This window comes from Candidatus Desulfofervidus auxilii (assembly GCF_001577525.1).
GTDB classification, from domain to species: Bacteria; Desulfobacterota; Desulfofervidia; order Desulfofervidales; family Desulfofervidaceae; genus Desulfofervidus; species Desulfofervidus auxilii.
On record NZ_CP013015.1, the window covers coordinates 1,543,540 to 1,557,051 of the forward strand.

Genomic DNA, 13,512 nt, shown 5'->3' on the forward strand with positions numbered 1-13,512 from the left:
CTGACGTGTTAACGTTTATTTAGAAACATTGACCTGAAACAAAAACTACCCTAAATGTCTACCTTGGGATTTTAATCGGTGTATTTATCTGCTACTTTACTGGCACCAAAACTCTCAGGTTTAATTTGAGCAGCATAGCCAGAGGCATTAATCCAAGAAACTACTTCTTGAATAAGTTCCTTTGTCTTCCCGTGATTGCCTATATCAGAATGAACCTCTATTCCCAAACCAGTCACTCCCTGTTTTTTTAATAAATCATCTATTTTAGCAGCAGTAGCTAGACTTAAAGCAGTCTCATGATAAATGGCTGCCTGCAAGCTGTAACGGCCTACTTCACTTTTATGACGTTGGTAAAAATAAACCCCTCCCTTACCAATCCGATAGAGGATAATTACGGTTACATAAGTCAAATATTCCATATGCCTTTTAGAATCAGTACCCACAATAAGAAGATACCCATTTCCTCCATTGCTTACCTTTTGTGCAATAAAATTGACTATGTCTTCTAGACAAAGAGCACCTTTAGTAGGACTAAAAAAAATATCTTTAATTTCTATTTTTGTTTTAGAAGCCATTTTTTGACATATTATGTGCCTATTCCCTCCAACTGTCAAGTTCCTTGACTAGAAAACAGATGTATGTTAGCTTTGTTAATGGCTTGGATCCTCTAAGGACCGAGACCAGGAAGAAACCTTCTGGTCTTAGGTCCAGAAGGTGTTTTTATTTATGGAAATGGTTAAAGAAATAGAAAAAATGGCTGCGCTCTCTCAAAAATGGCATCAAGCAGGGAAAATTATTGCCTTTGTTCCCACTATGGGTTATTTCCACCAAGGCCATTTAAGTCTTATGGGCGAGGGGAAAAAACAGGGAGATGTGTTGGTGGTAAGTTTGTTTGTTAATCCTATCCAATTTGGCCCTAAAGAAGACCTGGCAGCCTACCCCCGTAATTTACAAAGAGACGCTTCTCTAGCAGAAAAAGAAGGAACAGATGTCCTTTTTGTCCCTGAAGAGAAAGAAATGTATCCTGAGGGCTACCAAACTTATGTAAAAGTAACTCAATTAACAAAATATTTATGTGGTGTTTCACGCCCTGGCCACTTTAAGGGAGTAACTACCGTAGTGGCTAAATTATTTAATATTATTAGGCCACATATAGCCATTTTTGGATTGAAAGACTATCAACAATATATAGTCATAAAGCGTATGGTAAGAGACTTAAATTATCCTATTAAAATTATTGGTTGCCCTATTGTGCGTGAGACAGATGGTTTAGCCATGAGTTCCCGCAATGTCTATTTAACCAGTGAGCAAAGACCTTCAGCCTTGAGTCTTTACAAAAGTTTGAATATCGCCCAAGAGATGGTGAATAAAGGGGAGAGAAAGGCAAAAAACATTATTAAAGCAGTCTCAACATTTATTCAAAAACATCCTTATACTAAAATAGACTATGTAAAACTGTGTCATCCTGAAACTTTAGAAGATTTAGAAGAAATTAAAGAAAGGGCACTTCTGGCCTTAGCAGTGAAAGTAGGAAAGGCTAGATTAATAGATAATACTATTTTAGGTGTAAAATGATGCGATTTATGTTAAAATCAAAAATCCATCGGGCATGTGTGACTGAGAGCAACCTTGAATACGAAGGAAGTATTACCATTGACAATGCTTTAATGAAAGTGGCTGACTTGCTTCCTTATGAAATGGTGCATGTCTATAATATTAGCAATGGGGAAAGATTTTCTACTTATGTTATCCCTGGAGGAAACGGAGAGATTGGTCTTAATGGAGCAGCGGCTAGAAAAGGTCAAGAAGGGGATTTTATCATTATTGCCTCTTATACCCTAATGGAAGAAACAGAAGTAAAGGGCTATAGACCTAAGTTAATCTTTGTGGATGAAAAAAATTCTATAGTGCGGATAAAAGATTGAAAAGGCTCAAAAATGCTATCAAGAAAAATCTAGTAGCTGGTATTCTAATTATTTTACCTATCTCTATTACTTTTTATATAGTTTTTTTGCTGGTGCGAGTAGTAGACCGTATCCTGGGCGTTTTACCTCCTAAATATGACCCCCAAACATACATCCCTTTTAATATTCCTGGATTTCGCCTTTTTTTTGCAGTTATCATTATCTTTATCGTGGGCTTTTTGGCCCGAAATTATATTGGTTCTAAACTCATAGAATTCTGGGAGAATATAGTAAACAAAATCCCTTTTATTCGCACCATTTATGTAGCCATCAAACAACTAGGAGAAGCTATATTCGCTAAGAAGGAAAAAGACTTCAAACGGGTGGTTCTCATAGAATATCCCAGGAAAGGAATATTTACCCTGGCATTTACTACGGGGATAGGAGAAGGTGAAATCCAAAAAAAGACCAAAAAGCGAGTATTAAATATATTTGTTCCTACTACTCCTAATCCCACTTCTGGTTTTTATCTTTTAGTTCCAGAAGATGAAATAAAATTTTTAGATATGAGTGTAGAAGATGCCTTCAAATTAATCATTTCTGGAGGCATGGCTACACCCGAAAAGAGACCATAGAAGGAAAATAAAAATATGATAAAAAAATAAACTCCAAATGATAACTTTTATTGGACATTCCCCAAAATTTAGAAGTTAATCTTTAAAAACATCCCTGCCTGCCCTGTCTGCCGACAGGCAGGCGGCAAGCAGGCCTGTCTGCCGACAGGCAGGGATGAATTAAGGATTTTTGGCGTTCAATAAGTGGAATAAGAAAATCAAAATTAGGGGTTTAGTCTCCACATTTGACATTAAACTGGTCTGTCTGATTCATATGCGTAAAGCGTGAGGCGTAAGGAGTTTTTTAACACTTTACTTTTAACGCTTTACTCTTTACGGCTTTTTCTTTTAAAGTTATTCCGGTTTTGAGGAGCTCACCTTACCTTTCTTTTTAGAAAGCTTTTATGGTAATTTTTTACAAGTTCTGGTTATTTATTAACAAATTTTATTTTCACCTAGAATTTATGCTTGCAAGACATGGTTCTGTCAACACAAACTCTTCTTTAATTTTACCCTTATTTAATACCAAACGGACTGTTAATAGAAACCGCTGAGGATGATAAAAACGCAGGTCTCTCAGATAAAAAACGGCATTACTTTCCTTTTGCACCCAGGGGAATTGAGCCCAGTTTAGAAATGTTTTTACCAAGGGCAAAGTGTTTATTGGAGGCGTTATCTCTTGATTTTTTAAAAATACTTTTGGGTGTAATTTTTGTTTTTTAAACCAACCGAATTCAAAGTATTGGTAGGCATTTTGCTTTTCTACAATGACTTTCCATTTAAAAGGGCTAAATGGTGTAGGCATTATTCCTATTTTTAGGCTAGTGGGATAAAGTTGATGAAAGTGGTTGAGTGTTTGATTATGTAGATACCCTCGGAACAAAAGAAAGGATAAGACTAAAATTAAGCTGATTAAAGAAGTTTTTTGGGCCTGAAAATCCTTAAGTTTTTGGAAAAGCAAAGGAAAAATCAACAATCCTAATATTACTATGTCTATTACATAAGACCAACTCAGATAACTCCATTGGCCAAATGGATAAAACAATTTAATACCATAAGGAACAACTAAATCCAGTGCTAGATGGCTTAAAATACCTATTAAAACCAAGAAAAAATAGGATGAAAAAACGCCATTTTTATGTTTCATTTTGAATATAAAAGCCAGAAAAAAAGCAAACAAGGGAGCAGTAAGAATGGAATGAGTAAAAGTCCTGTGATATAACAGATAATACTCCTTATGGAGAATAATCAAAATGTGGTCAATATCTGGAAATAAAGCACCTAAAATTACAGCCCGACGAGAATATTTTAAAGAAGAGGGCCATAGATTAGACAAATGATAACCAGTAAGAAAATGAGTAATGGGCTCCATATTTTACCCTAAATTTCCCAATGTTTCATAAAAACACCAAAAGGGCTCACCTGATAAAGGGGTAAGACTGTATTCTTTTAACTTAAGGCGAAAATAGGTGCCTAATAATATTTTTCCTTTCTCTGTTTGCACCTGTTCTTTGTTTTCATCCTGGGTCAAAAATCCCACCTGAGTGCCACTAAAAAGTCCTGCCAGACCATCTCGCCAAGCAGGATGATACCCTTGAGGGCAATAAGTCCTGATTTTATACCATCCATAAGGCCGGCTTTTACCTTGATAGGCAGAGAGCACAAAAATCTGATATTTTGAGATTAATTTAGTAATAGCTTCAGCAGTGACAATTTCTCCTGTTCCATATACCCCTAAGCCCTTTATCCATTTTTTTTCTTTATTTAAGGCAGAAATAGCCAGTTTTAAAGTGGGGCCTCGAGGATGGGTAGTTTCATCAATGCATAAAACAATAGTTTTTGGGGCAAAAAAGAGGACAAACTTCAAAAATTCCCTGAAATAATCAATATCTTTATCTCCAAAACTAGAACGTATAAATTTATCAATGTAAGGAATCACCAAAAAGGAAGCACTACTTTGGAGAAAAAACTCACTAGTTTTCAAAATAGCTATTAATAAAGGGAGAAAAATAGAAAGACGTTGTTTTTCCTGGGAATAACGAGCCTTTAAAGAGGTCGTCCTTATCATTCTTTTAAGCCAGATATTGATTATAGGCAAAGTTTTTTCTCTTAGTTTTGGAGTTAACTCCAACCAAAGGGCATTTACTTTTTCTTTCCATACAGGATAAATTTCACCTAGTTGAGTTTTAAAATCAAAAATACCCCAACCAGAGGGGGCTCCCATAGTAGCATTATGCAAGGTAAGCACAGGACTTGAGGTAATCTTACTTACAGTTTCTGCTATTTTTCTGGTAAAAATCAACTCCTGGGCATTTTTTTGTAACAAATGGTCAAAATACTCTAAATCCAAATCAGGATAGCGGGGCCAAAAGGTAAGTTGCATACCTTGCATTATAGATAGAGAAAGGCTAAAATGGCAACATTTTTAGAAGGGAGAAATGATAAAATTAGGGTTAATCGGCTGTGGAGCAATAGGAACTATTTTAGCAAAGGCCATTGAAGAACGTCTGCAAGAAAAATTTGTGCTTAAGGTAATTTTTGATATTTCTTTTGAGAAGGCAAGGGCATTAAAAGAACGCTTACACTCCTCTCCTATAATTGCCCCTGATTTTTCAGCATTTTTAGTCCAATCTTTAGACATAGCCATTGAGGCTGCCTCTCAGGAAGCGGTCAAAGAATATGGAGAAAAAATTTTATCTAGGGAAAAAGATTTAATGATTATGAGTATTGGTGCTTTATTAGAAGACAACCTCTTTGAAAGATTAAAGACCATTGCTCAAAAAAAACACCGCAGAATCTATCTCCCTTCAGGGGCAGTAGTGGGTATAGATGGCATTAAAGCTGCTGCCTTAGCAGGTCTGGATGAGGTGGTGCTTACTACCAGAAAACCTCCAGCAGGACTTAAAGGCGCACCTTATATTGAAGAAAGAGAAATTGATTTAGAAAATATTACTAAAGCCCAAATGATTTATAAAGGCCCAGCCGAAGAGGCAGTAAAGTATTTCCCAGCAAATGTTAATGTAGCTGCTGTTTTAAGCTTGGCTGGGATTGGGAAAAAGAAGACCAAGGTGAAAATTATTGCTGACCCTAATATTCATACCAATCAACATGAAATCAAAGTAAAAGGCAAGTTTGGCCAAATGATATGTTTGACAAAAAATTTACCCTGTCCAGATAGTCCCAGGACTAGTTATCTGGCAGCCCTTTCTGCCATCAAAACCCTAGAAAATATATCAGCAGAAGTGGTTATTGGGACCTAGGAGAGAAAAATGAATAAACTACAAGAAGAAATTATTCGATTAAAAAAAGAAAAACAGGCCATCATTTTGGCACATAATTATCAAAAACCAGAAATTCAAGATATTGCTGATTTTATGGGTGATAGTATAGAACTTTGTCGCAAGGCTCACCAAACCCGAGCGCGGATGATTGTATTTTGTGGGGTTGATTTTATGGCCCAATCAGCGGTAATCCTTAATCCTGATAAAAAAGTGCTTATTCCCAGTAAAGCTGCCTTGTGTCCCATGGCGCAAATGTTACCCCCTGATTATTTAAAATTCTGGCAACAGAGACATCCTGGAGTGCCTTCTGTGCTTTATGTAAATACTTTAGGAGAGGCAAAGGCCCTTTGTGATGTCTGTTGCACTTCAGCTAATGCCGTTAAAATTGTAGAAAAGATGCCTGAAAAAAAGATATTATTTGGTCCAGATAGCCATTTAGCGGCTTATGTGGCTAAAGAAACAGGCAAAGAAATTATTCCTGTGCCTTCTCATGGTTATTGCCCGGTTCATGTCCTGTTTGAGAAAGAAGATTTATTGAAACTTAAGGCCATGCATCCTGAAGCTATTTTAATGATACATCCTGAATGTCCTATGGAGGCCATCCAGATGGCCGATTTTGTAGGTAGCACTTCTCAAATGGGCCATTTTGTGGAGCAAACTGATGCAAAGACATTTATAGTAGGCACAGAAATTGGACTTATTCATCGTTTAAAAAAGGAAAATCCAAAAAAGGAGTTTATCCCTGCCAATCCAGAAGCAATTTGCACGGCCATGAAGGCTATAACTTTAGAAAAGGTCTATATGGCACTCAAAGAAGAAAGATATGAAGTAAATTTATCAGAAAAAGTGGTGAAAGCAGCTCAGCAAAGCCTGGAAAAAATGGTTGAGATTGTGAAGTAAATTAATTAAAAATGGTAAATTGGCATCAGGCGAAAGGGGTTGGTGAATTGAGAAAATTAATTCAAAATAAAAAAGCTAAGATAGGTATTATAGGCCTTGGATATGTGGGACTTCCTTTGGCTATCCGATTTGCTGAAGCAGGTTTTTCTGTTACTGGTTTTGACATAGACAAGGAAAAGGTAGAAAGGCTAAATAAAGGTGAATCGTATATTAAGCACATTTCTTCTTCTTTAATCACTGGTCTTCAAAATTGCTTAATAGCAACTACGAACATGAACAGGCTGAGAGAAATGGATGTTATTCTTATCTGTGTCCCTACTCCTCTGACAAATAAAAGAGAGCCAGATATGCAATATGTAGAAAGGACCTCCAGAGATATAGCTAGAAACATGAGAGTTGGTCAGCTTATCTCCCTTGAATCTACAACTTATCCTGGAACCACAAGGAAACTACTTCTTCCATTGTTTGAGGCAAACGGTCTACAGGTGGGTAAGGATTTTTATCTTATTTACTCCCCTGAAAGGGAGGATCCTGGAAATAAAATATACAATGTGAAAAACATACCTAAGGTCGTAGGTGGTATAACAAAAAAATGTCTAGAGGTGGGAGTTTGCCTTTATTCTTCTATTGTAGAAAAACCAATTCCTGTGTCTTCTCCTGAGGTTGCAGAAGCAACAAAACTTTTGGAAAATATCTATAGGTCTGTGAACATTGCTCTTGTAAATGAGCTTAAGATACTTTTTGATAGGATGGGTATAGATATTTGGGAAATAATTGAAGCAGCAAAGACAAAACCATTTGGTTTTCAACCATTCTATCCAGGGCCAGGGCTTGGAGGCCATTGTATTCCGATTGACCCATTTTATCTTTCATGGGCGGCAAAGGAATATGGCCTAAATACAAAATTTATAGAACTTGCTGGCGAAATAAATACCTCCATGCCTTATTTTGTATTGCAAAAGGCTATAGATGCATTGAATGACCGTGGAAAGGCACTTAAAGGTTCTAAGATATTGATTTTAGGAGTAGCTTATAAAAAGGACGTAGACGATGATAGAGAATCACCGGCATATGTCATTATAGATTTGCTTAAAAAAAGAGGAGCTAGAATCTTTTATAATGATCCTTATATACCTAAACTTAAGAAAACTAGAAAATATGATTTTGGATTAACCTCTAAGCCATTAACTAAAAAACTTCTTAAGGAGATGGATTTAATTATTATAGTTACTAACCATAGTAGCTATGATTATCAATGGATTTTAGAAAATGCTAATCTCATTATTGATACCAGAAATGCCATTAAACACCCAAACAGAAGAAAGGTTATTAAGGCATGAATAACCTTTAGATATTGGAGAAAATTGCTATTGGTTTAGGCATTACAAACAATATATAACTATTTATACCAAGGCCTTACCGATTTTAGAAAAATTTTTAGGGAATAAATCAGGAGACATTCTTAAAGACCAGAGGCGAGAGAGGGGTGAGCCCCTTGAGGTAAAAAAGATAGAAAGGATTTTGGGATTAAACTTATTTCCTAAAACTTTGCGGAGTTAGAGTTGTAATATCCATTCCTTTAAATACACCTTTTATTTCTGAAAGTGGCTTCTCAGGAAGAAGGTTTATAATTCCATTTATTTATTAGTTCAACAAATTTTAGTTTTTGTTTTCTGAAAAGTTTTATGGTATAGAAATCTTAAGAAATTAAATTCAAAATAGAAAAAGAGTAGCAAATTGAGGTTTATTTTAAACCACTTAGCTATAGGAAGTTTCGGAGAGGCTTTAAGGCCATCTTCTAAGATTACGGCTCTATTAAACGTGGCAAAGGAAATGGATTTAAAAACAAGTCTTGTTTATCATAAAGTTCCTATTATTGATATGCAACCTATTCCTCCAAGCCAGATGCTGGAGGCGGTCAAATGGATTCAAAAACACATTAGTAAGCACATTATCATGGTCTTTTGCAATGCTGGGATTGGACGTTCTCCTTCGGTGGTAATAGGCCATCTTTGCTGTTTTCTTAATTATGGTTTTGGTGAAGCAATAGAATATGTGGCAAAAAGAAAGCCTAATATTTCTATTCTTCCCAATCTATTGAGAACTATTGAAGAAACAAAATTGTTATTAGGCTTGAACATTCCCCAGAATTTAGGCGTTAATCTTTAAAAACATTCCTGTCTGCCCCTGCCCGACGGCAGGCGGGGACAGGCAAGGAGGAGCGCAGCGAGCTGCGGAATGCCTGCCCGACGGCCGTGTCTGCCGACAGGCAGGCGGGCGGGCGAGCACTCCTTGACAGCTCCAGCCCTAATATTTGTATGGTTGCGGTCAGTTTTTTTGACCGCAACCCTTAAAAATGATTTTTATAATGTTACGGTTTTGAGGAGCTTACCTTACCTTTCTTTTTAGAAAGCTTTTAAAAGTTCTGGGAAAAGACCTGATAATATGCTATAATTTTTTGAAATGCAGAAATGGATTAAACGTTTAGCAATTGTTGTTATTGTTTTTATTGTTATCTTAGTAGGCATTTATATCTTTTTTTCTATTTATTTCACTCCACAGAGGCTTAAGGCCTTGGTGGTTCCCAGATTAACAGCAGCCTTAGGGCGTGAAGTAGAAATAAAGGAAATTCGTTTCAATCTCTTTAAAGGGCTGGAGGTAAAGGAATTTTCGGTAAAAGAGGCCACTGGTTTTCCTATAGAGCAATTTATTTCTTGTGAGAAACTTATTCTAAGATATAGATTTTGGCCGCTTTTTAGAAAAAAAATAGAGATAGGTAAGCTAATTTTAGAAAGTCCCCAGATTGAAATCATAAAAAATATACAAGGGAGATTTAATTTTGAAGATATTGTTTCTCAATTTAAAAAGAAAAAGGCGCTAGCACCTTCTCCTTCCAAAAAGGATGAAAAGGCAGGTATGGCCTTTGCCCTTTTTATCTCTGAGGTAAAAGTAAAAGATGGAACTGCAGTTTTTAGGGACTTAAAACAGGCAACAAGTATTACTTTAAAAAAGACAGATTTTGTAGCCAGGGATATTTCCCTTACTCATTCTTTCCCTATTGAGCTTAGCTGTCTCCTTAACGAAGTCTCTGTGACAATAGAGGGAAAAGTTAATTTGGCTACTCTTAAAACAGACCTTAAAACTAAGGCCTTTGCCTCTGATTTGTCATCTTTACTTCCTGTTTTACCTCCTGGGAAGTTAAATGATTTGAGAGGAAAGGCAGGTTTAAAGGTTGATTTGAAAACTGAAGGGATAAACAATGCTCAGGCAAAAGGGATATTAGAGGCCAAAAATGTCTCCTTTATTTCTCAAAAAAGGGATTATGAGAACTTGAATATAGACAGTAAATTTGACCTCTTGTGGAATGGTAGTCAACAAAAAGTAGTTTTAAATAAAGTGCATAGCTTGCTAAATGGCTTTTCTCTAGATACGGCAGGTTTTATTGGTAAAAAAGAAATGAAATTAAAGTTTGATATTCCCCTGCAATCATTAAAACCTTTAATTAAATTAACTACTGAGACTGAAACAATTAAAGTAAAAAAGGGGCAAATCAGTGCTAATTTGGCTGTTCAAGGTAATCCTTATCAATTGACTAGTTTGGAACTCAATGGTGATGTTTCTTTACAAGATGTTTCCCTAAAGCTAAAAGATATGCCTTCTATCTCATCTGTTAAGGGTAAACTTTCTTTTCAAAAGCAAGATGCCATTTTTACGATTCCTTTGTCAGGGAAAATAGGTAATACTTACTTCAAATTAAATGGGAAGGTCAAACACTTTTTTGATAAACCAATAGTTACTTTAAATGCAGAGTTTAATAAATTAAAATTAGAAGAGTGGTTGAGTTTAAGCTTCCCTAAAAAGTTAAACACATCTGAAGTTGTTAATAATAAAAATCAGAGTAAAAAACAGGATAAAGAGCCAGCACCATTAAATCTTCCTTTTGTTGCTAGTGGTCAGATAAAAATTTCTGATTTATCTTACAAAAAAATAATTGTGTCCAAATTTACCACTACTTATAACTTTAAGGATAATGTTTTAGTCTTAAAACCCATTTATGGCCAATTTCAGAAGGGAGGAACAATAAAGGGAAAGATAAAACTAGATTTGAGTAAAAGGGGTTTTATTTATGACTTGGATTTGAATTTAGATAAAATAGATATAAATAATTTTACTCAGAGCCTCTTATCTCCTTCAGTAGGCGAATTAAGAGGTAAAGGAAGCTTAATTACAAAGATTAAGGGCAAAGGCATAACTGCACCTAGTTTGGAAAAATATCTTAATGGCTGGATAAATGCTTCTTTCGCTAACGGAGAACTTAGAGGCAATCCTCTTTTGCAGAAAGTAGCTGAATTTTTGGATATAAAAGCATTGACTAATCCTAAATTCAAGGAATTTAAAAGCAATTTAGAAGTAGAGAATGGAAAGATAAACATAAAGGGGAAGATGAAGGAAAGAGATTATGGGTTTTTTTTACAAGGAAGTTCTACAGTTACAGGAAAACTAGATTTACAGAGTGATATAACTCTGAATGCTAATTTAGTCCAAAACTCCAAGGCAAAACAGATATTTAAAATTGTACCTAGAAATGAAGAGGGATATTATTTCGTGCCTTTGCTGATTAAAGGAAAGTTTAACGCACCTAAAATAGCATTAAATACAAAAGCTATTGGGGAAAAAGTAAAAGAAGAAGCCCAGAAGAATTTAGAAAAGGTTCTGGAAAAACAAATTGAAAAAACGCCTCTAAAAGATTTGCTTTTTTGAGATAGGAGGGAATAACAATGCTCCAAGAATGGCTAAAGACCCACTGGGAGAAGATCTCAGAATATCTTACTAATGTGGGGCAATTCAAGTTTAGTATTATTCCTTTGCTTAAAAATCCCCTATTTGATATAATCCTTTTGTTAGGTATATTTATTCTTCTGATCCTCAGACTTTACCGTTTGTTGGCTATCTGTCTGGGAACTTTAGTTTTTGCTCTTGCCTGGTCTTTTTTATGCGCTCCTTATGGCACTCCAGAAGCAGTTCCCTTTGTCCACTGGTGGTATCTTATAGGTATATGTATTTCACTTATTGGGATATTACTCTATGTGTGTTTGATAGTATTAGGAGAATAGGCTAGTTGGTAGTTTAACCATTAAAATGGTTTATTTTAGCACATTTTTTGTTTCTCTTTTCATTACCCTAGTGTTGATTCCAATTTTAACTAAACTAGCACTTAGAAAACACATAGTGGATGAACCAGGACCTAGGAAAGTTCATACTTTACCCATGCCCAAGTTAGGAGGTTTGGCCATTGCTACTGGGACACTGTTTCCTATAATTATTTGGACAGATTTTGTAGCAGAAATAAAGGGTTTAGTGAGTGGGTTAGTGATTATCGTTGTTTTGGGACTCCTAGATGATTTTTATGAGCTCAGATATAGGGAGAAATTCATAGGGCAATTTGTGGCAACCTTTGTGGCTATTTTTTTAAGTAGAATTTATGTAACCCAACTGGGTAGCTTAGGGGAGCTGAATTTAATACTCCCATTGTGGATAGCACTTCCATTAACTGTAGTGTTTATAGTAGGAGCCACAAATGCCATAAATCTGGCAGATGGACTAGATGGTCTAGCTGCAGGCATTAGCTTACTTAGCTTTGGCTGTATCGCCTATTTAGCTTATATTAGTGGAGAGATGCCCATTTTTATCTCATCTCTGGCCATTATAGGAGCCATTTTGGGCTTTTTAAGATTTAATACCTATCCAGCCACCATCTTTATGGGTGATACAGGAAGCCAATTTTTGGGTTTTTCTGCTGGCTGGCTTTCTCTGGCACTGACACAAAAGGAAACCAATCCCTTAAGTCATGTCCTTCCTGTTATTATTTTAGGATTTCCCATTCTGGATACCTTGGCTGTAATGCTAGAAAGATTTTCTCAGGGTAGGCCTATTTTTATAGCTGATAAAAATCACTTTCACCATAAACTCCTAAGAATAGGGTTTAGCCATAAAGAAGCAGTCATTATTATATATTTTCTTCAGTGTTTACTTATCACCTTTGCCCTGATATTTCGCTATTACCCTGAGGGATTTCTATTTGGGGGGTATTTATTGTTTTGTTTGATAGTATTATGTTTTTTCTATATAGCAGAAAGAACTCATTGGGTTCTCAGAAGGTCAGTAAATATGGATAAAGACTTGGCTTTTGCCACTTTGAGCAGTAGTACCAAAGATAAAATCAATAAAGGAGTATTTAAGATTATATCCTTTATAATACCTATTTTGCTTTTGTTCTTGTCCTTGATACCTAGACAAATTCCTAAAGATATGGGTATTATTTCTTTACTCCTGTTGACTATAATTTTGGTAGTTTACACTACTAAAAGGGAGGTTTGGCTCCGCTTTTTTATCCGTTTGAATCTGTATATTGCAGGTATATTTCTTATTTATCTAGTAAATAAAGAAAAAATCATCTGGTTTCAAATAAACATGTATTATCTCCAAATAATAATATTTTCATTATTGATGGTTTTAATAGCCATCTGTGTAAAATTTAGCGAGCCAGAATATTTTCAAATGACTCCCTTAGATTATCTTATAATTTTTATGATTTTTATTATTCTTTTGATATCTCACCTTCCGAGAAAGCAAATAGCTATGGATAATTTAAGTATATTTCTGGCAGAGACTATGGTCTTTTTTTGGGGGGTTGAGCTTATCTTAAGCCATAAATTTGGGAAATGGAATGCATTGAGTGTATCTACCTTAATTGTTTTATTTATTACAGGAATTAGAGGCCTGTTCTAATTACCCATTTCTTTAAAAGTTATC

13 protein-coding genes are annotated in these 13,512 nt (G+C 35.5%); 10 read left to right on the plus strand and 3 right to left on the minus strand.

Annotated features, from left to right (window positions below; all coding sequences use genetic code 11):
* Window positions 1-71: 71 nt before the first annotated feature.
* Window positions 72-575 carry a ribonuclease H-like YkuK family protein gene (locus HS1_RS07785; protein ID WP_066063283.1) on the minus strand — a complete coding sequence of 168 codons (504 nt, stop codon included), beginning with the start codon at window positions 573-575 and terminating at the stop codon, window positions 72-74.
* Window positions 576-732: 157 nt separating this feature from the next.
* On the opposite strand from HS1_RS07785, the gene panC reads away from it, so the two are divergent.
* The 3 genes from panC to HS1_RS07800 are packed head-to-tail and all read left to right on the plus strand — an operon-like array spanning window position 733 to window position 2,539.
* Window positions 733-1,575 (plus strand): pantoate--beta-alanine ligase, encoded by an 843-nt coding sequence (panC, locus tag HS1_RS07790; protein WP_281178274.1) that lies wholly within the window; start codon window positions 733-735, stop codon window positions 1,573-1,575.
* Window positions 1,572-1,925: an aspartate 1-decarboxylase gene (gene panD / locus HS1_RS07795; RefSeq protein ID WP_066063288.1), complete on the plus strand. Its 354-nt coding sequence runs from the start codon at window positions 1,572-1,574 to the stop codon at window positions 1,923-1,925. Before panC ends, panD begins: the two co-directional genes overlap by 4 nt.
* Window positions 1,922-2,539 (plus strand): DUF502 domain-containing protein, encoded by a 618-nt coding sequence (locus tag HS1_RS07800; protein ID WP_082757720.1) that lies wholly within the window; start codon window positions 1,922-1,924, stop codon window positions 2,537-2,539. The genes panD and HS1_RS07800 overlap by 4 nt, the downstream gene beginning before the upstream one ends.
* Window positions 2,540-2,969: 430 nt before the next feature.
* Here HS1_RS07800 and HS1_RS07805 read toward each other — a convergent pair whose 3' ends face one another.
* Both HS1_RS07805 and HS1_RS07810 read right to left on the minus strand, forming a co-directional pair.
* The gene (locus HS1_RS07805) at window positions 2,970-3,890 is read right to left on the minus strand and encodes a metal-dependent hydrolase (protein WP_066063291.1); all 921 of its coding nucleotides are present in this window, start codon (window positions 3,888-3,890) and stop codon (window positions 2,970-2,972) included.
* Between the two features lie 3 nt (window positions 3,891-3,893).
* Complete coding sequence (locus tag HS1_RS07810) at window positions 3,894-4,901, minus strand: hypothetical protein (RefSeq protein WP_066063294.1); 1,008 nt, start codon at window positions 4,899-4,901, stop codon at window positions 3,894-3,896.
* 55 nt (window positions 4,902-4,956) lie between these two features.
* Between HS1_RS07810 and HS1_RS07815 the strand changes: the two genes are divergently transcribed.
* The 7 genes from HS1_RS07815 to HS1_RS07845 all read left to right on the plus strand — a co-directional run bounded on the left by HS1_RS07815 (window position 4,957) and on the right by HS1_RS07845 (window position 13,488).
* On the plus strand, window positions 4,957-5,778 hold the full coding sequence (locus HS1_RS07815; RefSeq protein ID WP_066063297.1) for an aspartate dehydrogenase: 822 nt from the start codon (window positions 4,957-4,959) through the stop codon (window positions 5,776-5,778).
* A gap of 9 nt (window positions 5,779-5,787) precedes the next feature.
* A complete protein-coding gene (gene nadA / locus HS1_RS07820; RefSeq protein ID WP_066063299.1) occupies window positions 5,788-6,699 on the plus strand; it encodes a quinolinate synthase NadA in 912 nt (303 codons plus the stop codon).
* A gap of 11 nt (window positions 6,700-6,710) precedes the next feature.
* A complete protein-coding gene (locus HS1_RS07825) occupies window positions 6,711-8,039 on the plus strand; it encodes a nucleotide sugar dehydrogenase (protein ID WP_066063305.1) in 1,329 nt (442 codons plus the stop codon).
* Between the two features lie 397 nt (window positions 8,040-8,436).
* The gene (locus tag HS1_RS07830; RefSeq protein ID WP_066063308.1) at window positions 8,437-8,868 is read left to right on the plus strand and encodes a dual specificity protein phosphatase family protein; all 432 of its coding nucleotides are present in this window, start codon (window positions 8,437-8,439) and stop codon (window positions 8,866-8,868) included.
* Between the two features lie 294 nt (window positions 8,869-9,162).
* The gene (locus HS1_RS07835; protein WP_066063313.1) at window positions 9,163-11,460 is read left to right on the plus strand and encodes an AsmA family protein; all 2,298 of its coding nucleotides are present in this window, start codon (window positions 9,163-9,165) and stop codon (window positions 11,458-11,460) included.
* 17 nt (window positions 11,461-11,477) lie between these two features.
* Complete coding sequence (locus HS1_RS07840; RefSeq protein ID WP_066063316.1) at window positions 11,478-11,813, plus strand: hypothetical protein; 336 nt, start codon at window positions 11,478-11,480, stop codon at window positions 11,811-11,813.
* A 70-nt stretch (window positions 11,814-11,883) separates the two neighbouring features.
* Window positions 11,884-13,488, plus strand: coding sequence for a glycosyltransferase family 4 protein (locus HS1_RS07845; protein ID WP_172793662.1), 1,605 nt, complete (start codon window positions 11,884-11,886; stop codon window positions 13,486-13,488).
* Window positions 13,489-13,512 lie beyond the last annotated feature (24 nt).